We start from the raw sequence: 26,210 nt of genomic DNA, 5'->3' as shown, positions 1-26,210 counted from the left end.
GCGTCGCAAGGCCACTTGGAACGATGATTACCGCGCTAAGGTCCTCTTGGGCTGAGAATTTATACGCGCTCGCCCTGGGCTGCCGAGCTATTGGGTTTGAGTCGTCAGAGCCTTTATGTGAAGCTGAGCCGATACGGTCTGGAGACGGATCCGCCGAAGAACAGCAATCTCAACGATTGAGGACGGGAGGCCGCTTCATGTGAGCTTCGGTGCTTCGCCACCATCGGGCGGTCGGCAGGGCGCTTTTCGCGGAGTACGCCAGCAGGGCGGCGACGCTGCGACGATTCAGTCCTGCGCGGCCCTACTCGTTGTCACTGAGCCTGACTTGACCGTTATCCAGGCCAGCGACAATGCGTCTCTCTTTCTGGGTATCGCCCAGGATGTCACCACCTCCAGCCTGGCTGCGCTCGGCGGAGATCTTCACGACTGCGTCCGCAAGTGTCTTGGCCGCCCGCTCGACGGGGCACCCCTGGTGCAGCGCTGTCGTGTCGGCGACGCGCGCCGCGAATGCGACTTGCTTCTGCATCGGCCCAGCTCCGGCGGCCTGGTGATCGAGCTCGAGCCAGCCGGGCCGGCCGTCGATCTTTCCGTCCAGATCAAAGGGGCGCTCGACAACGTCCTGTCGCTGGATAGCGTCGAGCGGCTCAGCGATGTCTCGGCCGCCGTTTTCCAAGAGCTGACCGGCTATGATCGCGTTCTCATCTTCCGCTTCGATGAGGCCGGCTATGGACAGGTCATCGCCGAGCGGCGCAAAGCCGGCGTGGCCTCCTGTCTCGGTCAGCATTTCGGCGATTCCGAAGCCCCACCCAATGCGCACCTGCTGATCGAGCGCAACCGCGTGCGCCACTTGGTCGATGCGCACGAGCCTCCGGTGCTGGTGCGCCCGACGGGTGGCGCAGACGCAGCGCTTGATCTCGATCTGTCGCGATGCACGTGGCGGAGCTTTTCGCCGCTGCATCTCCAATTCTTGGGGCGCCTGGGTGTGCGGGGCACCCTGGTTGCGCCGCTCTCGGTCGGTGATCGACTTTGGGGCTTGGTGGTCTGCCACCATCGTACCCCGCGCTTCGTTCATTACCCGGTACGGGCCGCTTGCGAGCTGCTTGCCGAGACGGTGGCGACGCGGATTACCGCGCTCGAGGCCGCTGCGGAGACCGCCGCCGAGGCGCGTATTCGCGGTGTCGAAGCGCGTCTGATCGCAGCGATCTCGCGACATGGGGATTGGCGCCCTGGCCTGACGGATGATGGGGCGCTTCTGGCTGGTCCCATCGCGGCGACTGGAGCAGTTGTGGCCTATGACGGCCAAATCGACACCTACGGAGAGACACCGAGCGAGGGGCGTCTTCGCGAGATTCTCGAATGGCTGGATGCGCGCGCGCGCAAGGCGGTGCTCGCGGCCTCGGTCGTTGGTGACGAGCAGGCTTCCGAGGGTCATCTGGGGCCTTCGGCATATGCGTTGCTGGCCGCGCCGCTCTCGAGCGCTGATGGCGAATACCTGCTCTGGCTCCGCTCCGCGGCGGCGGAAGGGCTCGGGCGACATGCGGGGTCTGCGTCGTCCACGGCCTTCGCCGCGCACCCCTCGCAGTGGCTTGGTCATGGCTCGATGGGCGCGGCCATGTTGACGACAGGTCGATTGCTGCCGCGATGGTCGACGCTCGACCGCATTACCGCGCGACTGCTTGGCGAAGCCGTCGGCGACGTCATTCAGCAGTTTCGCGCCGTGCGCGTCTTGATCGCCCAGGCCCAGCTCGCCCAGGCTAAATCCAAGCTCGAGCTCGCCAGCCAGCCCGTCTTGATCGCGGACGCCCAAGGTGCGGTACTGTGCACGACCCCGGCCTGGGATGCGACTCCAGGCTTGGCGGGGAAGCGCCTGGAGGTCCTGCAGGATTTGGCCTCGCTGTGTATCGAGGCCGCGGATGTCGAGCGCCATCTGCGCGAGCTCGTCACCCTGCAGCGTGCCTGGCGAGGACGGATCAGGCTGCGTGGGGACGACGCGGCGACGGGCCGCTATCTGGCGCGAGCGGACGCCGTTCTTGCCGCTCCCGGTCGGGTGCTCGGTCTGGTCGTCATCCTCACGCGGACCTTCGAGCAGGCCGAGACGCAGCCGTCGGATCCCGCGCTCGGAGAGCTTGCGCAGGGGCAAGCTGCAGGCGCGGATGCCGTCTCGGGCCGCTATTCATGCATCTCTTCGCTCATTGCCGACAACCGCACACAGGTCGCTCGGGCGCTGACGCGGCAGGGTGATGCCACAGAGGACGCTGCGCGATGCAGTGGCGTCGAGCGCTCGGCCACTCATGCGCTCGAGCTCCTGGATCGACTCATTGCTTACGGCCGCTCCGGCTCCCGCAGTCGTGGCCGTGATGCCGAGGAGTAGCCTCGGCGTCACGGGCTCGAAGCTGCTGTCGCGGCTCCCGCTCGACTGTCTTGTGGCCGGAGACGATCGAGCCCCATGGCTTTCGGCTTTGCGGCCGCTGCGTTGCGCGATGCCTCCTTGCGCCTAGGGCTCAGTTCGGCTCGATTGGCGATTCCATCGGCGCCAAAGGTCGGCGATGTGCGTGGCGAGCGAGGCGGTCAGCCATAGGCTGATCCAGCCCCACCAGGCATCGGTGAGCGCCGCCCGCAATGCCAGCAGCAGGAAGAGTCCCGACAGCAGAAAGCCAGCGATGTCACCGAGCGCAAGTCCCTTGCCTGTAAAGCGATGGTAGAGGGCGAGCAGGCCGCCCTCCAAGATCACGAGGGCCAGGATCAGATCGACGACCTGGCCGCTGTAGAAGAATTCCGCCATGCTGCTTGCCGATCTCTCTCCGATCGATCCCTAGCGGCCACTCGGCACGACGCCGAGAAGGTGAGCCAAGTCCTTGAAGAAGATGCGAAAGTGCGCGCCTGGCCGCGCCTTGACCAGGCGCTTGTTCATGTATGCCTCCCACGTCAGGTACTGGATATCCGGATCCGAGCAGAGGCTGACGAAGCGCTCGCGACGCTTGTCGCTGGAGTACCAGAATCTTTGCATGATCCCTAGGACCCAGAAGACCTTGCCGTGCGCCTTCATGAAGCGCTGGCGCGCCTTCTTGAGGGCCTTCGGGCTGCCCGTGGTGCAGAATTCGTTGACGGCCTCCGCGGCGAGGCGGCCGCATGCCAAGGCGTAGTAGATACCCTCTCCGGACGCGGGGGCGACGCAGCCGGCCGCGTCGCCGGCCAGCAGGATGTCCCGGCCGTTGTCCCAGCGCTTGAGTGGCTCGAGTGGGATGGGGGCGCCCTCGCGTCTCAGCGTCTCGGCCTGCTCGAGGCCGGCGCGGCGCCGGAGCTCGGTGCAGGCGGTGCGCAGGGAGAATCCGGGAACGGCGGTGCCGACCCCGACGCTGATGGTGTCGCCATGTGGGAACACCCAGCCATAGAAATCAGGAGAAATGTCTCCCTGATAGTAGACGTCGCAGCGTGTGCCGTCGAATTCCGCATCCTTGGGCGTGCGCACGATCTCGTGATAGGCGGAGACGTATTTGACCGTCTCGTAGCCTGGGACGTAGTTCTTGCCGACGAATGAGTTGGCGCCATCCGCGCCGATGATGGCCTTGGCGCGGATGCTCTCGGCCGCGCCATTGATGCGGTCCTGACCGGCGCGGTAATGCACGACGGCGGTCCCGTCGCTGTCGCGCTCGATCTTCTCGAAGGTGCCGGTCTTGCGGGTTGCGCCGTTCTCGGCCGCGCGCTCTCTCAGCCACTCGTCGAAGTGCTCGCGGTCCACCATGCCGACATAGCCGCCGTCGATTGGCATGTCGACCTTGCGGTCGGAAGGCGCAATCATGCGCGCCGAATTGACCTTGGTGGCCAGCGCCGACTCAGGGATGTCGAAATCGCGCATGGCCTGCGGCGGAATGGCGCCGCCGCAGGGCTTGATGCGGCCGGCGCGGTCGAGCAGGAGGACGGAGCGGCCCATCTTGGCAAGGTCGTTGGCGGCGGTGGCTCCAGCGGGGCCGCCGCCAATGACGACGACGTCGAAGGTATCTGGGTTTGACATGGAGGATCTCGTCGATAGCAAAGGGGCGCGCGCAGGTCCGCGCCGGTTTCGTCGAATTTAGGAGCAGTCAGCTTCCAGCGGAGGCACTTGACTGCTTTTCTTCGCGATCAGCCGCTCGTCCAATGGGTGCGGGACAAGAACTGGACTGCGGCTCCAAGGCAAGGTTCTGAGCTGGCTGCTGATGGCTCCTCTATTGGATCAGCCCGCGGACGGCGAAGGCGCTGATCATCATTCCGGTCACGTAGACGCTGACGCCCAAGCCGCTGAACCAAGTGGCGCGCTCGCGGGGATTGCCGAGGAAGCGGATCATGAGCGCGACCTGGATCAGCAGCACGACACCGACCGCGATGGCATGCGCCGGCTTGTCCCAGGCGAAGAGCAGGGCGACGACGACCGCTTGAGGCAATCCCATCACCACGCACAGCAGGCGGGCCGCGCCGTCGACGCCGAGCTGGACGGGAAGCGAGCGGACGTTCATCTGGGTATCGCCCTCGATCGCTTTGAAGTCGTTCAGGGTCATGATGCCGTGGGCGCCGAGGCTGTAGAGCAGGGCGAGGGTGAGGATCTTCCAGTCCGGAAGGGCGCCGCCGATCATGACGGCCGCGCCGGTGACCCAGGCCAAGCCTTCGTAGGAGATGCCGGCGGCCAGGTTGCCCCACCAGCCGTTGCCTTTGAAGCGGAAGGGAGGCGCGCTGTAGCCCCAGGCGATCGCCATTCCGATCAGTGCCATGCCGAAGACCCAGGGGCCAAGGGCATAGGCGAGCAGCAAGGACAGGGCGGACCAGATCAGCGAGAGGTAGAAGCCCCAGCGGCCAGGAATGCGCCCGGACGGGATGGGGCGATCTGGCTCATTGATGGCATCGACGTCGCGGTCGTACCAGTCGTTGACGACCTGGCTGGTGCCGCACATCAGCGGGCCAGCGAGGACGATGCCCGCGATGACCACCAGCCATTGCTCGAGAATTGGCGCGCCCGAGGAGACGACCCCGCAGCTGAACGCCCACATGGGCGGGAACCAGGTGATCGGGTGGAGGACTTCGAAGATTGCCGAGGGTGCTGGTAGGGTCGGGGTCTTGGACACCGTCGTTTGATTCATGCCGGGAACCTGCGTCTGGCCTTCTAGGCCATTCTCTATTAGGAATCGGTTGATACAAAAGCCCGCCCGAGCAGAGGTCGCTCGAGGCGCGCAGATACAGGTACGCGCGCGGGCTCCACCGCCCGGATGCAAGGTCTCCGGAGAGTGTCTGCCGGCTTGGGTCGGAGAGACCATTCGTGGAACGAATGTGGAGCGCGTCCGTGGCCAGCCTATTTCTTGCCCGAGCCAGAGGGCTCGGACGCCTGCTCGGCCACGATGCCGTAACGGTCGATTTTGACGTACAGGCTTTGCCTGCTCAAGCCCAGCAGCTCGGCGGCGGAGGCGCGGTTGTCCCCGGTCAATTTGAGCGCGGCCTCGATGCAGAGTCGCTCGATGGTGTCGGTCGACTCGCGTACCAGCTCCTTCAGGGGGACGCGCCCGACGCGCTCGGTCAGCTGATCGAGCCAGCGAGTCTGCTCTGGGCTGGCCGGCTGCTCGGTGCTCAGTCGCCGCCCGACGTCGCGAATGAAGAAGCCGAAATAGGGGCGCTCGCCATTGCGCACGGCCGCCGCTGAGATCTCGACCTCGGTGGTCGAGCCGTACTCGCCGCGCAGTGTCGTTGCAAAGAGCCGTACCGTAGTGTGCTGGCGCAGGTTGGCCATGAGCACGCTCAGATCCACGCCAGGCCTGCCTAGCCAGCGGTCCAGGCTCTCGCCGCGTGCCTGCTGCTCGGTCGCGATCTCGGCCAGGCTCAGGAAGGTGCCGTTGGCGGTCAGGATCCTGCCGTCGGTGTCGGTGATGACGACGCAGTCGGGCGCGCCCTCGAGGACGCGCAGATAACGCGCCTTCAGATCCGGCATGGATGCAGTCTGGGCGGCGTCCGGGACGACGGGTGACAGGCGCACGAGCAGGAAAGAGGCGTTCTCCTGACGCAGCAGAGACGCGGAGACCAGGAATTCCTGCGCGCTATCGAGGAGTCTCGCCCTGACGTCGTCGGCTCGACCGGCGGCACGCACGCCAGCGAGAAGTCCATTGATAGCTTGCGTGCTCTCGTTGTCGAAGCCCTCGGGGAATGGTCTCCCGATGATGCGTGTGGGCGTCTCGCCAAGCATCTGGCCGGCGGCTGGATTCGCTTCGACGACGCGCTGAGTCGGCGCGTCGATGATGAGGATGGCCTCGGAGACCATTCGGAACAGGAGCCGATAGCGGGTCTCGACCTGTCGAAACCGCCAATAATCGCGCTCCAGCGCTTGCTGGGCGTCCACCAACTGCTGCTGCAACGCCGCCATGCCTTGCAGATTGCGGCCGATCGCCAAGACCTTGCCGGACTGACCGAGCTGCAATGCGCGGTATTGGATTGGGACATCGCTGCCGCGCAGGGAAGGGTGGGTGACTTGGCGCCAGCGCGTGACGCCCTGCTCGGTCGCTTCGTCCAGCAGCGCCTCGAGGCTTGCTCGGGTTTCCGGTGAGACAGTCTCCAGCCAGGGGCGCCCGATCCAGTCGGGGCTGAAGTCTGCCGCGAGGTCGCTGCTATGGTAGGCGACGTCGCTGACGACGCCCTGGGCGTCTACGACGACCGCGACATCAGCCATCCCTTCGACCAAGGCCGCCGTCGTCTCGGCGTCGAGGACGCCGAGGCTCTCCCTCGGGGCTCTGAACGAACTCACGGCGACCAGACCCTCCAATGCCACATGGGCGCACTCTCAAGACCAAACTCGGGCTCCGTCGGCGATGGCTGGCTCACCGCGACCGGAGCGGACAATCATGCGGGCGTCATCGCGCGCTCAGGCGACAGGCCCCATTGGCGGGGCGTCCGCTCTGTGGCTCGCTTCATCGCCGACGCCTGGGCGCAAGCGCTCTCTATACCGGGTCGGCAATTGGCTGCTGCTCGATGACCGCGAGAGTCAGTTCGGTCTTGCCTCGCCACTTTGGTGATGCTGGCGGGTCGCCGAATGCCGTCCTGAGCCCTGGCTGACTCAACCCGCTCGGAGCCCCTGGCCCACAGATGGGCAGCGGGCGAGAGCTGACTGCCTTCGTAATCACTTGGCTCGCTGAATGGAGCGCACATCAATGCCTCCACACAGGAGCGTGCTCCTTATTGTGGTGGATGGGGGCGGGTTGTCAAGTCAGGTTTACGTAAAGTTTGGTTGACGCATGCGGCAAAGCGGACTAGATTTCTGCATGCGACTTAAGTGAAGATCTCAAAGATCTAAAGCGGATTCGGCCCGAGAAGCATGACCCACCACCCTAACGAGAAGCCCCAGCGTCGACCTCTCTACACACCAGACGAGCGCCGGCGGCGGGATGAGTCGCCGTGGACACTGGTCCAAGGCGTGCTAGCGCCCCTGCAGTTCGTGGTTTTCCTTGTCAGCCTCTACTTCGTCTTGCGCTATCTCACGACGGGCGAAGGTGCGGTTATCGCGACGATCTCGATCGTTGTCAAGACGCTCGTGCTCTATACGATCATGATCACCGGCGCGATCTGGGAAAAAGTGGTCTTCGGGCGCTACCTGTTCGCGCCTGCTTTCTTCTGGGAAGACGTATTCAGCATGCTGGTCCTGGCCCTGCATACGGCCTATCTCGCGGCGCTCTTCACCGGTTTCGTGGATACGCGCGGCCAGATGCTGATCGCTCTGGCTGCCTATGCGACCTACGTCATCAACGCTGGGCAATTCCTGATCAAGCTGCGGATGGCGCGTTTGGAAGGGGCGCGTGGGCGCGTCGAGGGTGGCAAGCTTGCCGAGGTTGCCGAATGAGTGCTGCTGAAGCCGCGGCGCGCGATCAGGCTTCGTCGACTTGCGCCACGCTAGAGATCACTCGCGAGCGTGGTCAGCGGCAGGTCTTCTGCGGGCTCGCCGGCATCGTCTGGCTGCATCGCAAGATTCAGGACGCCTTCTTTCTCATCGTCGGCTCGCGGACATGCGCTCACCTGATGCAGTCCGCCGCCGGGGTGATGATCTTCGCCGAGCCCCGCTTTGCGACCGCCATTCTGCAGGAGCGCGATCTCGCCGGCATGGCGGATTGCAACCAGGAGCTTGATCGCGTTGCTGCGGAGGTGCTCGAGCGCCGGCCCGACATCAAGACGCTCTTCTTGGTTGGCTCCTGTCCTTCCGAGGTCATCAAGCTGGATCTCGGCAAGGCTGCCGAGCGCCTGTCGGAGGTCTACCGCGAGCGTGTGCGGGTCATCGACTACTCCGCTAGCGGACTGGAGACGACCTTCACCCAGGGCGAGGACGTCTGTCTCAAGTCCCTCGTTCCACAGATGCCTCAGCTGCCCTCGGGCGAGCGCTCGCTGCTCGTCGTGGGGACGCTGCCGGACGTCGTGGAGGATCAATTCGCCCGGCTCTTCAAGGATCTGGGTATCGGGCCGGTCCACTTTCTGCCGCCCCGTCACGCCACGGAGTTTCCTCCGGTCGGGGACGGGACCTCGGTCCTGCTGGCGCAGCCCTTCGTCGGCGAGACGCTGCGCGCGCTCGTCGAGCGCGGCGCGACGCTGCTCAAGGCGCCCTATCCGTTCGGCATCGAGGGGACGCTCGCATGGCTGCGCGCTGCGGCAGACGCCTGGGGTGTCTCGAGCGAGACCCTGGACGCCGTGACCGCGCCGGCGATCGCGCGCGCCGAAACGGCCCTTGCCCGGCAGCGTCAGCTGCTGGCCGGCAAGCGCATCAGCTTTCTTCCGGACTCTCAGCTCGAGATCCCCATGGCTCGGTTCCTGCGGCGGGAATGTGGCATGGAGCTGGTCGAGGTGGCGACGCCCTTCTTGGATCGTCAGCTGATGGAGGCGGAGCTGCCTTTGCTGCCCGAGGGGCTGCGCTTGGTCGAAGGTCAGGATGTGGAGCATCAGCTCGATCGCGCTCGCGAGGATCGTCCAGACATCACGGTCTGTGGTCTCGGCTTGGCGAATCCGCTCGAGGCCGAGGGGCTGCGGACGAAATGGTCGATCGAGCTCGTCTTTACGCCTGTTCACGGTTTCGATCAGGCCGCGGATCTTGCTGAGCTCTTCGCGCGTCCCCTGGTGCGCGGCTCGTTGTTGAAGGTTTGATGTCATGCAGCTGACCCTTTGGTCCTACGAAGGCCCCCCGCACATCGGCGCGATGCGCATCGCCGCCTCGATGGAGGGTGTCCATCTGGTGCTGCATGCGCCTCAAGGTGACACCTACGCCGATCTGCTCTTCACCATGATCGAGCGGCGCGGTCAGCGTCCGCCCGTAAGCTATACGACCTTTCAGGCGCGTGAGCTCGGGGGGGACACCGCAGCGCTCGTGAAAGACACGATCCAAGCCACCTACGATCGCTTCAAGCCGCGGGTGCTCATGATCGGTGAGTCCTGCACCGCTGAGCTGATCCAGGATCAGCCTGCGGCGCTCGCCCAGGGTATGGGGCTGCCTGCGCCCGTGCTGTCGCTCGAGCTGCCGGCCTACACCCGCAAGGAGGGCTGGGGAGCGAACGAGACCTTCTATCAGCTGGTTAGAGGCCTGCTGAAGAGCCAGGTGCCGACCCCAGGGTCGGAGCGCAAGCTGCGGGCATCTGGTGTGCGCCCGAAGGCGAATCTGCTCGGCCCGACGGCGCTCGGCTTTCGCTGTCGTGACGATGTGGTCGAGGTCACGCGGCTCCTGGATTCCATCGGTGTCGACGTCAACGTGGTCGCGCCGCTCGGGGCAAGCCCGGAAGACTTGCTGAGGATTCCCGAGGCCGACATCAATCTCTGTCTCTATCCGGAGGTGGCCGACCAGGCCTGTCATTGGCTGGAGCGCATGTTCGGTCAGCCGACCATCAAGACCGTCCCGATCGGTATCGGCGCGACGCATGACCTCATCCAGGAGGTCGGGCGCGTGCTCGAATGCGATGTCGATGCCACAGCGGATCCGATCTGGTCTAGAATGCCGTGGTACTCGCGGTCTGTGGATTCGACCTATCTGACTGGGAAACGGGTCTTCATCTTCGGCGACGCGACCCATGTGGTTGCCTCGGCGCGGATTGCCTCGGAGGAGCTTGGCTTCGAAGTCGTCGGTATCGGGACCTATGCGCGCGAGTTTGCTCGGGAGGTGCGAGATGCGGCCAAGCGCTACGGCGTGGAGCCGCTAATCACGGACAACTACCTCGAGGTGGAGGAGAAGGTCGCCGAGCTGCACCCAGAGCTGGTGCTCGGGACGCAGATGGAGCGACACATCGCCAAGCGCTTGGGTGTTCCCTGCGCCGTGATCTCCGCGCCGGTGCACATCCAGGATTTTCCGTCGCGCTATGCCCCGCAGATGGGCTTCGAAGGCGCCAACGTCATCTTCGATACATGGGTCCATCCCTTGATGATGGGGTTGGAAGAGCACCTCATTACCATGTTTCGAGAGGACTTCGAGTTCCACGATGCGGCAACACCTTCGCATCTTGGGGGCAGCGCGACATCTGGTCGCCCGCAGACAACCCCAGCCGGGCCTGCCGATAGCGAGGCCGAGGCTGGCGAGGCCGTCATGACCTGGGCATCGGACGCCGAGCAGGAACTGAAAAAGATTCCCTTCTTCGTGCGTGGAAAGGCGCGTCGCAACACCGAGCGCTATGCGCAAGAACGGGGGATCCAGACAATTACTGTGGAGACGCTTTACGATGCCAAAGCGCACTTCGGCCGCTAGGGCGGCGACCAAGGCCGCGGATGCTACGCCGGTTCGGGTCGTCATCATCAATCTCGACGGGCACCTGGCTGGAACGACTCAGCGCGCGCTGCCCGTCGTTCGCCGCGACCTTCCGGGGCTTGAGCTGAGCCTGCACGCCGCGACCGAATGGGCGGACGATTCCGAGTCGCTCGAGCGCTGTCGTAAGGACATCGCCCAGGGCGACATCATCATGGTCACCATGCTGGTCATGGAGGACCACTTTCAGCCGATCCTTGCCGATCTTGCGGCGCGTCGCGACAAGTGCGACGCCATGGTCGTCTGCATGTCCGCGAGCGAGCTGATGAAGCTGACCCGCATGGGCGGCTTCGCGATGGATGGCTCGCCCGGTGGCCCGATGGCACTGCTCAAGCGTCTGCGCGGCAACAAAGAGCGCAAACAGAGCACCGGCGCTCAGCAGATGTCCATGCTGCGGCGCATTCCCAAGCTGCTCCGCTTCATCCCGGGCACGGCGCAAGACGTTCGCGCCTACTTCCTGACGCTACAGTATTGGCTCGCCGGCTCCGACGAGAACCTGGCGAACATGCTCCGCTTCCTCGTCGATCGCTATGCCGATGGCGAGCGTCATCATCTGCGCGGGACCCTCAAGGTCGATCCGCCGGTCGAGTATCCAGAAACCGGTCTCTACCACCCGGATATGAAGGGGCGGATCAGCGAGAAGCTGTCGCACTTGCCGGCCAAGAAGGGCAAGGGCGGCGAAGGCCGCGTTGGGCTTCTGCTGATGCGCTCCTACGTCCTCGCGAGCAACTCGGGCCACTACGATGGTGTCATCCGCGCGCTCGAGGCGCGTGGTCTGCAGGTCGTGCCGGCCTTTGCCAGCGGTCTGGACGCGCGGCCCGCGATCGAGAAGTTCTTCATGCAAGACGGTCGGGCGACCGTCGATGCCGTCATCTCGCTGACTGGGTTCTCTCTGGTCGGCGGGCCTGCCTACAATGACGCGCGTGGGGCGGAGGAAATGCTCACGCGCCTCGACGTCCCCTATCTCTCGACGCTAGCCGTCGAGTTCCAGACGCTCGATCAGTGGCAGGATTCCGACCAAGGCCTGCTTCCTGTCGAGGCGACCATGATGGTTGCCATTCCCGAGCTCGACGGCGCGGCCGGCTCCATGGTATACGGCGGACGCAACGGGGGCGGTGAGGAAGACGGCGCGCGCGACATGCACTCCCATCAGGAGCGCGCCGAGATGCTCGCCTCGCGCGCGGCGAAGATCGTGGCGATGCGTCGGGCAGAGCGCGCCGAGCGCAAGGTTGCCATCGTCCTCTTCAACTTCCCACCCAATGCTGGCAATACCGGCACGGCCGCCTATCTCTCGGTCTTCGCCTCCTTGTACCGTACCCTGGTCGCCATGGATGCGGCCGGCTACAAGGTTGATCTGCCCGAAGACGTCGATGATCTGCGTGAGCGCGTCGTCAATGGCAATGCTTCCCGATTCGGCGCGCATGCCAATGTGCATACCAGAATCCCGGTGGATGACCATGTCCGGAGAGAGCGCTATCTCGCCGAGATCGAGAAGCAATGGGGAGCGGCGCCCGGCAAGCAGCAGACCGACGGCGCCTCCATCTTCGTGCTCGGGGCACAGTTCGGGAATGTCTTCGTCGGTGTGCAGCCGTCCTTCGGCTACGAGGGCGATCCCATGCGCTTGCTCTTCGAAAAGGGCTTTTCGCCGACGCACGCATTCTCGGCTTTCTACCGCTACATTCGGGACGACTTCGGCGCGCACGCGGTTCTGCACTTCGGGACGCACGGCGCGCTGGAGTTCATGCCAGGCAAGCAGGCTGGTCTTGGTGGCGGCTGCTGGCCGGACCGCCTCATCGCCGATCTGCCGAACATCTATCTCTATGCCTCCAACAACCCGTCGGAAGGCACCATCGCCAAGCGTCGCTCCGCGGCGACCCTGATCAGCTATATGACGCCGCCGATCGCGCATGCGGGCCTGTACAAGGGTCTGGTCGAGCTCAAGGGCTCGATGGAGCGTTGGCGCTCGCTGCCTCCGGACGACAAGGACGAGCGTGCCTCTCTGGCGGAGCTGATCCAGGCTCAGGCCGCTGAGCTGGAGCTGGCGGATGCGGAGCCGCTCTGGGGCGAAGACGTCGATGCGCGCGTCGCCAAGCTCAACGAAGACGTCCTGGAGCTTGAGTACACCTTGATTCCGCACGGCCTCCATGTTGTCGGCGAGGCTCCGACCGACGAGGAGCGTGTCGATCTCCTGATGGCGGTGGCGGAGTCGACCAAGGACATCCGTCCGGAACAGGCTGCCCTGGAAGCCCTGGTTGCCGGGAAGTCGCCCGAGAAGGCGTTGAAGGCCGGTAAGATGAAGGCGACCGACGAGAACGTCGCGCTCTTCCGTGAGCTCGCGGAGACCAATCGCCTCCTCGTTCAGGACACCGAAATCCCCGCCATCCTGCGCGCGCTCGACGGTCACTTCATCCCGCCGGCGCCCGGCGGCGACCTGCTGCGCACCCCGGCCATCTTGCCGACCGGGCGCAATCTGCACGGCTTCGATCCCTTCCGTCTGCCAAGCGCCTTCGCGGTCAAGGACGGCGCTCAGCAGGCCACGCGTCTTATCGAGCGCCATCTGTCCGAGAACAGCGATTATCCCGAGACCATCGCCTTGGTGCTTTGGGGGACGGACAACCTCAAGACCGAAGGCGGTCCCATTGGCCAGGCCCTGTCGCTCATCGGCGCTCTGCCGCGCTTCGACAACTACGGCCGTCTGGCCGGCGCAACCCTGATCCCGCTCGAGGAGCTTGGTCGTCCGCGTATCGACGTGGTCATGACCCTGTCAGGTATCTTCCGCGACCTGCTGCCGCTGCAGACCAAGCTGTTGGCCGAGGCCTCCTTCCTGGCCGCTTCCGCCGACGAGCCCGTCGAGCAGAACTTTATCCGCAAGCATGCGCTCGAGTACCAGGAGGCGCACGCCTGCGATCTGGAGACCGCCTCCCTGCGCGTCTTCAGTAATGCCGACGGTGCCTACGGAGCGAACGTCAATCACTTGATCGACAGCAGCAGCTGGGACGAGGGCGAGGAGCTGGCCGAGACCTATACGCGCCGCAAGAGCTTCGCTTACGGTGTCTCCGGCAAGCCTGTCCAGCAGGCAGAGCTGCTCAAGAGCTGCCTGGGGCAGGTTCAGCTGGCTTATCAGAACCTCGACTCGGTCGAGCTGGGCGTCACCACCGTCGACCACTATTTCGATACCCTCGGCGGTATCGCCAAGGCGGTCGGCCAGTACAAGGGCGACGAGGTCCCGGTCTATATCGGCGACCAGACGCGCGGCGACGGCGTGGTGCGTACATTGGCCGAGCAAGTCGCGCTCGAGACCCGTACCCGCATGCTCAATCCCAAGTGGTATGAGGGTATGCTCAAGCACGGCTATGAGGGCGTGCGGCAGATCGAGGTGCATGTCACCAACACCATGGGCTGGTCGGCCACGACCGGTCAGGTCGCACCCTGGGTCTATCAGCAGCTGACCGAGACATTCGTGCTCGATGAGGAAATGCGCAATCGTCTGGCGCAGCTCAACCCGACCGCTTCGGCCAAGGTCGCGAACCGACTCATCGAGGCTCATGAGCGTAACTACTGGTCGCCGGACGAGGCGACACTCGAAGCGCTGCGTCGCGCGGGAGAAGAATTGGAAGATCGGCTTGAAGGCGTCATCGAGGAGGCTGCTGCGTGACTGTGCCAGAGCTCCCCGCTAACATGCTCGGTAGTTTGCCCAAGCACCCAGATGGCGAGGGCAGCGTGCAGGTGCAGCTCGATCCTGACATCCGGATCGACACGGCCAAGGTCTTTGCCATCTACGGCAAGGGCGGCATCGGCAAGAGCACGACGTCGTCCAATCTGTCCGTCGCCTTCTCCAAGCTCGGCAAGCGCGTGCTGCAGATCGGCTGCGATCCCAAGCACGACTCGACCTTTACGCTGACCAAGTGCCTGGTTCCGACGGTGATCGATATCCTCGAATCCGTCGACTTCCACGCCGAAGAGCTGCGTCCGAGTGATTATGTCTACGAAGGCTACAACGGCGTCATGTGTGTCGAGGCGGGCGGACCGCCGGCGGGCACCGGCTGCGGTGGCTATGTGGTCGGGCAGACCGTCAAGCTGCTCAAGCAGCACCACCTGCTCGAAGACACCGACGTCGTGATCTTCGATGTGCTCGGAGACGTGGTCTGTGGCGGCTTCGCGGCACCCCTGCAGCACGCCGAGCGGGCGATGATCGTCACGGCGAACGACTTCGATTCGATCTTCGCCATGAACCGCATCGCAACCGCGATCCTGGCGAAGTCGAAGCACTACAATGTGCGCCTCGGCGGCGTTATCGCGAACCGCAGCGTCAAGACCGATGAGATCGACCGCTTCACCGATGCAGTCGGACTCAAGCGGCTGGCCCATTTGCCTGACTTGGACATCATCCGGCGCAGCCGTCTCAAGAAGTCGACGGTCTTCGAGATGGAGCCGGAGCCTGGCTCGGGCCTCGAGGAGGCCCAGCAGCAATACTTGCAGTTGGCCGAGCGGCTCTGGGAGGGTGTGGAGCCCTTGTCTGCTCAGCCCATGCGCGATCGCGATATCTTCGACTTCCTGGGGTTTGATTGATGGAGAATGCTTCTTACCAGGAACGTCGCGGTGAGATCGAGAACTACTTCGACCGCACGGCTGCCGACGCGTGGAGCAAGCTCACCTCGGACGCCAAGGTCAGCAAGATTCGCGAAACTGTGCGAGCGGGACGCGACGACATGCGCCGCACGCTGCTCGAATGGCTTCCGGCCGACCTATCTGGCAAGCGCCTTCTGGACGCGGGCTGCGGGACAGGTGCGCTGGCCGTGGAAGCGGCGCGGCGTGGGGCGGAGGTCGTGGCGATCGACGTGGCGCCAACCCTGATCGAGATCGCGCGCGAGCGCGCTCCGACTGATCTAGGTCAAGGTTCGGTGACATTTCGGGCGGGTGACATGCTCGATCCTGCGCACGGACAGTTCGATCATGTGGTCGGGATGGACTCGCTCATTCATTATTGCCCCGCCGACGTCGTGAAGGTGCTCGCGGGGCTCGCGGAGAGAACGAGCGGCTCGATCCTGTTCACCTTCGCGCCCAAGACCGTCCCGCTGGCGATCATGCACGCCGCAGGGCGTTTCTTTCCGCGCGGCGACCGTGCTCCGGCCATCGAGCCCGTGAGCATGGGCACCCTGAGGAAGCTCATCGCCGGCGAGCCGCGGCTCGCCGGCTGGGCGCCTAATAGGACGCGGCGAATTGCGGTCGGGTTCTACACGTCGCAGGCCCTGGAGCTGGTGCAGGCCTGATCGGCGTGGGAACCTTTGGGCTTGGGGGGGGCGGCTCGAGAGAATCGGGATCGGATCGATCGGGTGCTCGCCAGGGCTTTCGGGCCACGGTTTCGGCTGTGGTCAGGGTGTTGTGAGGTTGAGGGGCAGCGGCGCCCGCTCATCCTCGCCGGAAAGGGCTCAACACGTCGCTGGATGCTGGGTCTGGAGTTGTCTATCGCAATGAGGTCGTTTTGTTTCTTGCCACGCTGGTCGCCAATGGTCCGTTTGTGAGCACAGCGAAGGGACTCAGTCCACGGCGGTCACCGCGTAACGGTCTAGCTGGCTATTCCGGCTAGCCATTTGTCCTACGGAGGTTACATATGTCTGCTGCCATCACCGACTATATCGACGTTGCCCAATTGACGATTTGGGCGTTCTGGTTCTTCTTTGCTGGACTCATCTACTACCTTCGCCGCGAGGACAAGCGCGAAGGCTATCCGCTCGATTCCGACCGCACCGAAATGTCCGGCGGCCGCGTCAAGGTCGTCGGCTTCCCTGATCTGGCCGAGCCCAAGACTTTCGTCATGCCTCACAACATGGGGACGGTGCAGGCTCCTCGCCAAGAGGCTCCGCTCACCAACTTGAAGGCGACCCCCGCGGCCCCCTTCCCGGGCGCTCCCTTCGAGCCCGTCGGCGACCCCATGCTCTCCGAGTTTGGTCCCGCGGCCTCCCCGGATCGTCCGAAGCACTGCGATCTGACCATCGAGGGTCAGGCGAAGATCGTTCCGCTCCGCGTTGCGACCGACTTCAGCATCTCCGATAAGGATCCGGATCCGCGCGGCATGACCGTCGTCGGCCTCGACGGTGAGACCGCGGGTACCGTCACGGACGTCTGGGTCGACCGCTCCGAGCCGCAGATCCGCTATCTCGAGATGAAGGTCGCCAAGGGCGGCAAGCAGGCCCTGCTGCCGATCAACTTCTGCCGCTTCAACAAGAAGGCTCGCACCATCAAGGTCGCGGCAATCAAGGCAGCGCACTTCGCGAACGTTCCTGGCCTGGCCAAGCCTGACCAGGTCACGCTCTACGAAGAAGACAAGGTCTGCGCTTACTATGCGGGCGGTAAGCTGTACGCAACTGCAGAGCGTGCCGGTCCTCTGCTGTGAGAGAGTACGACTTCGAGCCCGTTCGAGGCTTGCCAGAGCAGCTTCCTCCTGGTGAGGAGGTGCTCTGGCAGGGCCAGCCGCGCTGGGGTGCCCTGGCGCGGCGGGCCTTTCATGTCCGAAAGATTGCGATCTATTTCGTGGTGCTCGAGGTCCTGGCAATCGCCGTGGATTGGTCGGATGGCCTCTCCATGGCGAGTGTCCTCTCTGGCCTGACCTGGATGCTGCTGTTGGCGGGCATCTCGATCGGTGCCTTGGCCCTGCTCGCTTGGGCGATGGCGCGCACCACCATCTACACCATCACCAACCAGCGTATCGTGATGCGGATCGGTGTCGCACTCCCCATGATGATGAATCTGCCGTTCAAGCAGATTCGCTCGGCGGACCTACGTGTCTACGAAGACGGTACCGGGGACATCCCCCTACTGCTGGCGCAATCCGCCAAGCCCTCGTACATGATTTTCTGGCCACATGCTCGGCCATGGCATTTTTCGCCGACTCAGCCGATGCTGCGGACGATTCCAGATGCCGCCGAGGTTGCTAAGATCCTGGCCGGGGCGCTCGAGGCCTACGCAGAAGAATCCGACCAAGAGCCGCAGGACGAGGCGGCGCCGCGTGTCGTCCAGACTGAGTCGCGCCTCGCCCCCGAAAGCGAATCCGTTTCCTAAGAGGTCTTCCGTGAGTGATCCTTTCGAGGAGCGCCCCTTTCCGAAGGGCGTTCTCATCGCTGTTGCGGCTCTGTTGAGCTTTACGATCATCATGATCGCGGTTGCCCGGATCACCGGGGTCATGCTCCCTCAGGCGCCGGTGACGGAAGAGGTGCAATCGCGGGAGATCATGTTCGTGGACCAAGAGGACGGCTCCACGACGGTGAAGGATGCGACGACGGGCGAGCTGATTCAAACCCTGCCCCCGGGCAGCGAAGGCTTCATTCGGGGCGTTCTGCGCAGCATGGCACGCCAGAGGCGGGGCTATGACGCGACCTTGGATATGCCGTTTCGCCTCGCTCGCCGCGAAAGCGGAGACCTGACGCTGGAAGACCCGGTCACCGGGATCCTCCTCGACCTTCGGGCCTATGGGGAGACGAACCAGGCGTCATTCGCCGAGCTGATGCCCGTGGCCTCATCAGGCGCGGAGTGATCCCAACCCCTCCCTGCCCGCGATGCGCGGGCGCATGTGCGCGACCGATTTCAGGCGTCGTGTAGACTGAGCATCGCGAGCCTTCTTGCCGATCGCTACGCTGTGCTCAGGAATCCATCTGCTCGTGAGCTGGGTCTAGTCGATGTCTGATTTCGGGTTTCCAATCCTATTCGCCCTGGGGGTGTGGTGGCTCAGCACCGGCGTTGTGCTGTACTTGGACAACCTCCCAGGCCGGACCTTCCGCTGGACGCTGCTCGGTGGGACCCTGGTGCTCGCGGTCGCGATCTTCGGGCTGGTCGTCACCAGCGCCTCCACCAGCACCTTTGCGGTCTATGCGGCCTTTACTTGCGGTGTCGTCATCTGGGGCGTCCTGGAGATGAGCTACTTCACCGGTTTCGCGACCGGACCCCGCAAGACGCCCTGCCCGCCGGACTGCTCCGAATGGAAGCGCTTCGGGCTGGCGATTCTGACCAGCCTTTATCACGAGCTGGCGATTCTGGGAACAGTGCTTTTCATGGTGCTCGTCACGCTCGAAGAGCCCAACCAAGTCGGCACCTGGACATTCGTGGTCCTTTGGCTCATGCGCTGGAGTGCGAAGCTGAATCTGTTCCTCGGCGTTCCCAATCTCAACGAGGATTGGCTGCCCGAGCATTTGCGCTACCTCAAGACCTACATGTCCAAGCGCTACATGAACCCGCTGTTCCCGTTGTCCGTGACCACCGCAACCGTGATCGTGGTGCTCATCGTGCTGGAGGCAATGGCCCCCGCGGTGACAGGCGCCAGCGCCGTGGGTCTGATCCTCTTGGCGACCTTGCTCGCACTGGGCATCCTCGAGCACTGGCTGCTCGTACTTCCTTTGCCTGACGAGGCCCTGTGGGCGTGGGCCTTGCCTCCGCGCGATCAGGGGCAGGCTTCGGACGCTGACGCAAAGGGAGGCGGCGAGGATCAGACGTCGGCCTGTATCCGCACACACCCTCGCGCCGAGATTTCCCGGCCCGCCGTGACCGAGTGGGGCAAGCGGCGGATCCCGGCCGAGTCGAAGCTCATCTCGAGCCTCTAGTCCAGGTTCGGGGAGTCGCGTCGACCCCGAGATGCCGATGCGGCCTCAGTCATCAGATCGTCGAGTGGCGAGTAGGTTGGGCTGAGGCACGAAGCCCAACATGGCCGCCAGGCTAACGCCTTGATTGTTGGGCCTCCTGCGTCGCCCCAATCGAGGGCAAGGCGCGATCTTCGTGGTGAGCTCGGAATGCTCTCACAGTCTCGGCGCTTGTCCACTCGTGTGCGGGAGACGACTGGCCGAAACGATGAGCGAGGCCGCGGGCGCGCCAAGCGCTTGTGCCTCGGCTCGCTCGCATCGCGACTCCCCGAGCCTTTCCAAGCCCTCGTCCGCGCGGCCCGCTAAAGCAAGCTGTGCGTCTTACGCCGGGTGTCTCGTTTGCCCTAATCCTGGGGCGAGCACTTTTCGTGAAATCGCGGAACTTTTCGTCGATCGGGTCCGCTCGCTGGAGCTCCGCTACCTCTCCAAGTATACTGCCGCGTCAGCATCGCCAGAGCCTTGCGACCCACGGACTGCAGTCTTCCAGCGCTGCGTCCTGGCGGCCATGATCGGAATTGCGGACGGCGGCCACTGCTGTTTGATGCCCTCGCCCACCGATGCAGTTGCAATGGGTCCCGAGGCTGCGGGATTCCTGGCATCGGTCGAGACCTTGTCGACGCTCGACCCAGGCCGGCAACCGCGGCATTCGGGCCGCCTCTTTTGGCTCGACCGGTGCGTTCGACCATGATTCGGCGAGACCTCGTGCAAGGCCGCGCCAAAGGTGACATCGTTCCAATTTGACGAGGCGGGTGAGCTACATGGTGTCTCCCATTCCCCCGAGCCTTCCGCTCGATCTTCTCGAGCGGTACGGTCATTCGACCCACGGATGTCCCACCTCGATCTCCGGTGTGATCGGAGATCAGCCCTTTACCGAATCGCAATACAGGCTGGCCCTCGAAGGGGTGCGGGACAAGCCCGACGAGCCCATTGCGGTCTACGTCCATGTTCCCTTCTGTCACGTGCGCTGCCTCTACTGTGCGTGCAATACCACCGTGACGCACAGCATCGAGAAGGTCGATCAGTATCTCGATGCCCTCGAGATCGAGATGGACATGGTCGCGGACGCGATCGGCCGAGGGCGTCGCGTCGAGCAGCTACACATCGGCGGCGGGACGCCGAATCACCTCAACGAGCCGCAGCTCGCGCGTCTCATGGAGATCGTCGAGCGGCACTTCTCCATTGCCCCGGACGCCTGCACCTCCATCGAATGCAATCCGCGCCGCTCCTCGGTCGGGCAGCTCGAGCTGCTGTACGGGCTGGGCTTTCGTCGCGTGAGCTTCGGCGTGCAGGATCTCAATGCAGACGTGCAGCGGGCGATCGGCCGGGTCCAGTCGCTGAACATGGTGCGCGACGTCTTCCTGACCGCGCGTGCCACGGGCTTCGAGAACATCAACCTCGATCTGGTCTACGGCCTCCCATTCCAGACGCCGCAGAGCTTCCAGGCGACGCTGGACCAGGTCTTGGACCTAGGGCCGGACCGCGTGGCTTGCTTCAGCTATGCGCATGACCCCTCGAGCCGGCCGCACCAGCACGCCATCAATGCCGCACAGCTGCCGTCGGCGAGCGAGAAGCTCGCGCTCTTCCACCACGCCGTCAAGACTTTCACCGACGCCGGCTACCGCTGGGTGGGGCTGGACATCTTCGTGCGCGAGGACGACGAGCTGTTCGACGCCCAGACCAAGGGGCAGCTCTACCGCAACTCAATCGGCTACACGCCGCTACCGGCCAAGCAGGTCATCGCCTTCGGGCCAAGCGCGATCGGCGAGCTCGGTGGCGCCCTGGTTCAGAACCAGCCGGACCTCAGGCAGTGGCAGAAGCGCCTCAACGCCGGGGAGCTGCCCGCCGCCTGGGGGCGCGTGCTCACCGAGAGCGATCGTCGGCGTCGCGAAGCCATTCTCTATCTCATGTGCAACCTGCAGCTGCCGGCAAGCTCGGTCGCGGATCTCGATAAGGAGTACGATCGCTTATGCAAGGAGGCCGAGCACGGTCTCGTCGAGGTCTCGGAAGAGGGGATTCGGGTCACGCCACAGGGGCGCTATCTACTGCGCGGTCTCTGCGGGACACAGGATTCATTGGTGGATTGGGGAAGCAGCCAGTGGCGCTTCAGGGTATCGATGTGAGTGAGAAGTCCAATCAGGGACGTGTCGGCCCAAATGCAGTCATTCGTGTCTTCGAGGCCTTGACGGCGCAGCGGGGAGCGGACGATGCCGAGGCAGTCTTCAAGACGGCCGGTCTGGATGCCTATTTGGGCGCGATGCCCACCGAAATGGTCGACGAAGGGGAGGTGATCGCGCTCCAGAATGCGCTTCGCCAGCACCTTGGCGTCACCGCGGCGCGCCCCGTCGCCCGCGATGCGGGAATGCGCACGGGCGATTATCTGTTGGCGAAGCGCATACCCAGACCCGCGCAAGCGATCCTCAAGCTCTTGCCGCCCAAGCTGGCCGCCAAGACCCTCTTGAAGGCGATTCGGGGCAATGCCTGGACCTTCGTCGGCACAGGTACCTTCGACGCCGATGCTGCCTATCCGCCGCGGATCCGCATTCAGAATTCGCCCCTGTGCCGCGGGGCCTCATCGGACCAGCCGCTCTGCGACTTCTACGCCGGGACCTTCGAGCGGCTCTTCCGCGAGCTGGTCCAGTCCAAGGCGCAAGTGACCGAGACCGCCTGTCATGCCATGGGCGCGTCGGACTGTGAGTTCGAAGTCCGCTGGTAGTGCAAGCCGCTGAGCACGCCGTTCCTGAGACTTGGCTGCGTTGGGGCTGTTGACCTCCAGGTCAGCCTGTGTCGGCCTGGAGGCCGACACTCCCAGCGCCATCCCTGGTGAGATTGCAGCTTCGACTGAGATGCCGCATGCGTCCAGTCTCTCTAAGCTGGCGCCGCGCCTGCGTATCCCTCGCCCTCTAATGCCCGATGTGCCGGATTTTTCGGCTGCTCCGTGGCGGCAAGACGACACCCTCGCCATCGCGCAGGCTGGCCGCGCCCTGACCTACGCCGAGCTTTCCGCGCATGCCGCTGAGCGCGCGCGGCAGCTCGCAGTCAAGGGGCTGGCGCCTGGTCAGGTCGTCATGGCGCCTGACCTGCCCGCTTGGGATCTGCCCATCATGCAGCACAGCCTGGCCCGGCTTGGTGCCGCGCTCTTTCCCTTTCGCGCCGATCTGCCCGCGTCCGAGCTGACGGCACTGGAGCGGCTTGTCGCCGCGGAATGGCGTTGGCGCCCCGAGTCGGGATGCCTCCAGAAGACCGGCCAATGTCCCCCGCAAGCGGCTGGCTCGGAGCCATCCGATGTCCGGGTCCTCATCAAGACCAGCGGCAGCAGCGGTGGGCTCAAGGCGGTCATGCTGACGGGCGGAAACCTGCTTGCCTCGGCGCGGGCAGCCAATCAAGCGCTCGGTCTGGCGCGGGGCGACCTTTGGCTGACGTGCCTCAGGTTGAGCCATATCGGCGGTCTCGCGATCTGTTACCGCTGCGCGCTCGCGGGGGCGGCAGTCTTGATCCACGATGGGTTCGATGCGGCGGCGGTGGCGAGGGACCTCGGCGGGCGGCCGGTGACTCACCTCTCGCTGGTCCCTCCCATGCTGGCCCGGCTGCTCGATCTCGGTGTTGCGCCGCCGGCCTTGCTCCGCGTCCTGCTCGTGGGCGGGCAGGCCGTGAGCACCGGGCTCGCCCGCCGCGCCCTGGAGGCGGGCTGGCCGCTGCATTTGACCTATGGAATGACGGAGACCGGCTCCCAGATCGCGGTCAGGCCGGCCATTGGCCAGAATCGGCTCGATACGACCCTGGCGGGTGAGCCCCTGCCGGGTGTCGAGCTGGATGGCGCTCATTGCGACGAGGCGGGCCGCTTGCGTGTCCGCGGCCCCATGGTCATGGCCGGCTATGCCGGGCCGGACCGCCGGCCGGGGCGCGGCCTGGAGCCTGGTGGCTGGCTGGCGACCTCGGATCTCGGATGTCTGACGGCAGAGGGACAGCTCCGCGTGCTCGGGCGCGCGGACGACGTCCTCGTCATCGGCGGCGTCAATGTCTCGCGGGCGGCGGTCGAGCGCCGTGTCTCAGATGCGCCCGGCGTGCGGGACAGCGTCGTGGTCGGCATCCCCGAGCCGATTTGGGGCTTCCGGGTCGCGGTCGCCTATCAGGGCGATGTCGATGAGGCGGGGCTGGAGCAGTGGTGCCGTTCGCATCTGCCGAGCGCCGGGCGCCCAAGGGACTTCCTGCGTCTGGAGGCCTTGCCCCTGCTGGCATCCGGAAAGTACGACCGCGTGCGGATCGCGTCCATGCTGAAAGGCTTGGTGTTGAAAGCCTCGAGCGGGCGCCCTGGGGAGCCGCCCGCCTGATTGAGGCCGCCGCGCGACGCAGCGCGGCTTGCCTGTCCCCTAATCCGGGCTCTGCTGAGCGGCGCCATGACCGCCGGCCGGGGCCATCTCGCGCTCGCTGTAGCCCTCCGGGATCTCGAAGATGGATGTGGGCATGGGCTCCTCGCGGATGACCTTGACCTCGCTCTCGGTCTCCATGTCGGCGCCCATCAGCTGAACCTTGGACTTGGTCAGGATGGGATAGCCCGCGATCTTGTCCATCTCCTCGCGCTGGGCCTTGGCCGCGGGCGAGTCGCCGAGCAGGCCGTCCGGTCCCGACATGCTCATCAGGTCGGTGTAGGTCTCGAGATCGATGTCGACGTCCTCCGTCGCCCAGACCTCCTGCGCGATGTCCATCATCCCGGTCTTCTTGACGAGGTACTTTCTGCAGCTCCAGTCATTGATCTGCTTGGTCTCGTCGGTCCGCTCGACGCTCACCTTGGTCTTCTCCATCATGGCGCGCATCTGATCCATGCCGGGCTGAGACATGCTCGACTTCATGCCCTTGGTATCGATCCTGTAATACTGCTTGGCCTGATCGTTGAGGAAGGTCAGGATGCCCGTCTCGGGATCGACGATCATGTCGGTGCCCTGCGGGTCCGAGCTGGCCACCTTCATCTTGCCGTAGGCGACATAGGTCTTGCTGATCTCCTCCTTCGGTGCCTCGCCGGTCAGCCCCTTGCTGCGATTGACTGTCTCGATGTAGAGCCCTTGCTCGCCCGCGAGCGCGGCGGACAGATTGAGCGTGCCCGCGATCAGCGCAACGACGCCGAGGCGCATGCCGTACCTGGATAAGCGTTGTCGGTTCTTCATTGTTGATTCCCGTCTCGTGGTGAAGTTGGCCTTGCTCCCAAGGCCGATGTATTTGCTCGGTCGCAGCGCGCCGGGGCGCCGTGCTCGCCTTCGTCGACGACTTGCTTGGCCTTACCGGTGCCGTGCTTGATGCCGCGTGGATCGGCCAGGGCGAAGTGGGTTCCGATGTCTGAAAGGCCGCGCATCCATCCGCCGATGCGCGCGCAGCTCCCGCGTGCGCTCGATTCGTGCGATCCGAACAGCTCTCGTGCTCGAGCGATCCAAGGCGACGCGCGGGCGCCACGAAGGCCAGCAGACGGCCCAAGGTCATGCGCAGCGATGGGGCTTGCTTTCAGTATTGGGAATGGCGGGGATTATCCGCGCGGCGGCTGGGTGCAGCAAGGGTGGCTCCCCAGGCTCCCCGCGAGGGTCTGCCAGGCTGGACGCGGCGTGTCACGGCTACCCACTCGCAGGGATCCGCGGCGATCCGTCGGTGCTTTGGCCAAGGGCGCCTCAGGCTGCCAAGCGCGATGCGAGATCAGGTCTCGCTGCTGCGACACCCAGAGGTGAGTCGTGCTCAGAGGTAGCTGGTAAGGGTGATCAGCCGGAGTCAGGACGAGAGGAGGGGGCTAAAGTCGGTGTGGACTGGGGCGCGACTGGGCCTGAAAGGGAGAGGCCGGGACTCTCGACCGCTAGCTGGGGAAAAGCGCCCTCGTCGATCACGAGGGCGCTATGCCGAGCTGGGATGGGCGGCCATTGCGACTCCATCTCGAATGGTCGTCCCTCGAGCCGTCAATGGCAGATCTGTCCCTCCTTCCGAGATCCATCATCGCTCTCCGAGATCCTGTGTCAGGCTTGCTTCGCCTTACGACGATAGCCGATGCCGGCTAGCCCGAGCATCGCGGAGCCGAAGAGCCAGGCGGCCGCTGGCAGCGGAACACTGGTGCCGTCACTAAATACGTGACTCAGACCATTCGCGGCCGAGATTTGAAGTTTTTGGCCAGTCTTGTTCCAGAAAAAGGCGTGATCGAAATTTGCCTGGCCGTCTGGGTTGTTGTCACCGGTGCCGAATTTCAGACCTAGGTAGGTGCTCTTCAGCAACTCGAATGGGTCACTGTCATCCTTCTCAAACTCCGATGAGCTGATCGTGTTGCCCGACAAAATTTCCAACATCGCCATTTCCGTGGCGTCGCCACTGTTGTTCGGCTGAGGAGGCACGAAAGACCCGCCATTGTAAAGGTAAGCGCTTATGTCGTTCCAATCGTTGGAAGCCCCGGGATTGCCGATGAAGCCTTGAATGTCGCCTGATGCGCCTTCCACGAATGTGGATGTACTTGGATCCCAGATTTTGATTGTCACTGTGGTTGAGAAGCCGCTCCCTAAGTCTGGTCCGACTGTAAAAGTTAGGGCTTGGGCGGCGAAGGCGGTGCCGAAAGCCACTGCACCGGTCAAGAGTGCAAATCTCGCGCTCGATTTCACGCTCATCGTCTTGGTCTCCAACTGATTACCGGATAGATTCAGAATCGGGGTCAGGTCCTGCAATCAAGCCAATCGATGGGCCTTCTGTGGATTGCCTTAGGGGGCCGCCGCCGGGGGGGGGGGGGGGGGAGGGGGGGGGGGGGGGGGGGGGGGGGGGGGGGGGGGGGGGGGGGGGGGGGGGGGGGGGGGGGGGGGGGG

Annotated in this window: 21 protein-coding genes; 15 read left to right on the top strand and 6 right to left on the bottom strand. The window is 64.6% G+C overall.

The window, feature by feature from the left end; translation table 11 throughout:
- The first annotated feature begins 51 nt into the window (after positions 1 to 51).
- Both G3446_RS29235 and G3446_RS20495 read left to right on the top strand, forming a co-directional pair.
- Complete coding sequence (locus G3446_RS29235; RefSeq protein WP_425338415.1) at positions 52 to 180, top strand: helix-turn-helix domain-containing protein; 129 nt, start codon at positions 52 to 54, stop codon at positions 178 to 180.
- A 19-nt stretch (positions 181 to 199) separates the two neighbouring features.
- The gene (locus G3446_RS20495) at positions 200 to 2,371 is read left to right on the top strand and encodes a GAF domain-containing protein (RefSeq protein WP_164454774.1); all 2,172 of its coding nucleotides are present in this window, start codon (positions 200 to 202) and stop codon (positions 2,369 to 2,371) included.
- Positions 2,372 to 2,494: 123 nt separating this feature from the next.
- Here G3446_RS20495 and G3446_RS20490 read toward each other — a convergent pair whose 3' ends face one another.
- From G3446_RS20490 to ppsR, 4 genes are all read right to left on the bottom strand, one after another.
- Positions 2,495 to 2,782 (bottom strand): hypothetical protein, encoded by a 288-nt coding sequence (locus G3446_RS20490; RefSeq protein WP_164454772.1) that lies wholly within the window; start codon positions 2,780 to 2,782, stop codon positions 2,495 to 2,497.
- 30 nt (positions 2,783 to 2,812) lie between these two features.
- On the bottom strand, positions 2,813 to 4,012 hold the full coding sequence (locus tag G3446_RS20485; protein WP_164454770.1) for a geranylgeranyl diphosphate reductase: 1,200 nt from the start codon (positions 4,010 to 4,012) through the stop codon (positions 2,813 to 2,815).
- Between the two features lie 190 nt (positions 4,013 to 4,202).
- Positions 4,203 to 5,108, bottom strand: coding sequence for a chlorophyll synthase ChlG (gene chlG / locus G3446_RS20480; protein ID WP_164454769.1), 906 nt, complete (start codon positions 5,106 to 5,108; stop codon positions 4,203 to 4,205).
- A 209-nt stretch (positions 5,109 to 5,317) separates the two neighbouring features.
- Positions 5,318 to 6,754 carry a transcriptional regulator PpsR gene (gene ppsR, locus G3446_RS20475; protein WP_164454767.1) on the bottom strand — a complete coding sequence of 479 codons (1,437 nt, stop codon included), beginning with the start codon at positions 6,752 to 6,754 and terminating at the stop codon, positions 5,318 to 5,320.
- 567 nt (positions 6,755 to 7,321) lie between these two features.
- Between ppsR and bchF the strand changes: the two genes are divergently transcribed.
- The 13 genes from bchF to G3446_RS20410 all read left to right on the top strand — a co-directional run bounded on the left by bchF (position 7,322) and on the right by G3446_RS20410 (position 23,723).
- Positions 7,322 to 7,843 (top strand): 2-vinyl bacteriochlorophyllide hydratase, encoded by a 522-nt coding sequence (gene bchF, locus G3446_RS20470; RefSeq protein WP_164454765.1) that lies wholly within the window; start codon positions 7,322 to 7,324, stop codon positions 7,841 to 7,843.
- A complete protein-coding gene (locus G3446_RS20465; protein ID WP_164454763.1) occupies positions 7,840 to 9,129 on the top strand; it encodes a ferredoxin:protochlorophyllide reductase (ATP-dependent) subunit N in 1,290 nt (429 codons plus the stop codon). The genes bchF and G3446_RS20465 overlap by 4 nt, the downstream gene beginning before the upstream one ends.
- Positions 9,130 to 9,133: 4 nt before the next feature.
- Entirely contained in the window at positions 9,134 to 10,711 is a 1,578-nt protein-coding gene (gene bchB / locus G3446_RS20460) for a ferredoxin:protochlorophyllide reductase (ATP-dependent) subunit B (protein WP_164454761.1), read from the top strand.
- On the top strand, positions 10,686 to 14,423 hold the full coding sequence (locus G3446_RS20455) for a magnesium chelatase subunit H (protein ID WP_164454759.1): 3,738 nt from the start codon (positions 10,686 to 10,688) through the stop codon (positions 14,421 to 14,423). The genes bchB and G3446_RS20455 overlap by 26 nt, the downstream gene beginning before the upstream one ends.
- A 23-nt stretch (positions 14,424 to 14,446) precedes the next feature.
- On the top strand, positions 14,447 to 15,337 hold the full coding sequence (bchL, locus tag G3446_RS20450) for a ferredoxin:protochlorophyllide reductase (ATP-dependent) iron-sulfur ATP-binding protein (protein ID WP_164454757.1): 891 nt from the start codon (positions 14,447 to 14,449) through the stop codon (positions 15,335 to 15,337).
- Entirely contained in the window at positions 15,337 to 16,038 is a 702-nt protein-coding gene (gene bchM, locus G3446_RS20445) for a magnesium protoporphyrin IX methyltransferase (protein WP_164454756.1), read from the top strand. Before bchL ends, bchM begins: the two co-directional genes overlap by 1 nt.
- 341 nt (positions 16,039 to 16,379) lie before the next feature.
- Positions 16,380 to 17,162, top strand: coding sequence for a photosynthetic reaction center subunit H (gene puhA, locus G3446_RS20440; RefSeq protein WP_164454755.1), 783 nt, complete (start codon positions 16,380 to 16,382; stop codon positions 17,160 to 17,162).
- Positions 17,159 to 17,827, top strand: a complete 669-nt coding sequence (gene puhB / locus G3446_RS20435; protein WP_164454754.1) for a photosynthetic complex putative assembly protein PuhB — start codon at positions 17,159 to 17,161, stop codon at positions 17,825 to 17,827. Before puhA ends, puhB begins: the two co-directional genes overlap by 4 nt.
- A gap of 10 nt (positions 17,828 to 17,837) precedes the next feature.
- A complete protein-coding gene (gene puhC, locus G3446_RS20430) occupies positions 17,838 to 18,299 on the top strand; it encodes a photosynthetic complex assembly protein PuhC (protein WP_167757097.1) in 462 nt (153 codons plus the stop codon).
- A gap of 142 nt (positions 18,300 to 18,441) precedes the next feature.
- Positions 18,442 to 19,359, top strand: a complete 918-nt coding sequence (gene puhE / locus G3446_RS20425; protein ID WP_164454752.1) for a putative photosynthetic complex assembly protein PuhE — start codon at positions 18,442 to 18,444, stop codon at positions 19,357 to 19,359.
- A gap of 794 nt (positions 19,360 to 20,153) precedes the next feature.
- Complete coding sequence (hemN, locus tag G3446_RS20420; protein WP_164454751.1) at positions 20,154 to 21,515, top strand: oxygen-independent coproporphyrinogen III oxidase; 1,362 nt, start codon at positions 20,154 to 20,156, stop codon at positions 21,513 to 21,515.
- Positions 21,512 to 22,108: a bacteriochlorophyll 4-vinyl reductase gene (gene bchJ / locus G3446_RS20415; RefSeq protein ID WP_342450165.1), complete on the top strand. Its 597-nt coding sequence runs from the start codon at positions 21,512 to 21,514 to the stop codon at positions 22,106 to 22,108. Before hemN ends, bchJ begins: the two co-directional genes overlap by 4 nt.
- A 130-nt stretch (positions 22,109 to 22,238) precedes the next feature.
- Positions 22,239 to 23,723, top strand: coding sequence for a class I adenylate-forming enzyme family protein (locus G3446_RS20410; RefSeq protein WP_245232626.1), 1,485 nt, complete (start codon positions 22,239 to 22,241; stop codon positions 23,721 to 23,723).
- Positions 23,724 to 23,762: 39 nt separating this feature from the next.
- Here G3446_RS20410 and G3446_RS20405 read toward each other — a convergent pair whose 3' ends face one another.
- The gene (locus G3446_RS20405; RefSeq protein ID WP_164454750.1) at positions 23,763 to 24,554 is read right to left on the bottom strand and encodes a DUF4412 domain-containing protein; all 792 of its coding nucleotides are present in this window, start codon (positions 24,552 to 24,554) and stop codon (positions 23,763 to 23,765) included.
- A gap of 828 nt (positions 24,555 to 25,382) precedes the next feature.
- Positions 25,383 to 26,018, bottom strand: coding sequence for a VPLPA-CTERM sorting domain-containing protein (locus G3446_RS27690; protein ID WP_209262533.1), 636 nt, complete (start codon positions 26,016 to 26,018; stop codon positions 25,383 to 25,385).
- Positions 26,019 to 26,210 lie beyond the last annotated feature (192 nt).

Origin of the sequence: Thiorhodococcus minor, from assembly GCF_010820565.1 — a bacterium.
GTDB classification, from domain to species: Bacteria; Pseudomonadota; Gammaproteobacteria; order Chromatiales; family Chromatiaceae; genus Thiorhodococcus; species Thiorhodococcus minor.
This window is presented reverse-complemented; position numbering and strand designations above follow the sequence as displayed.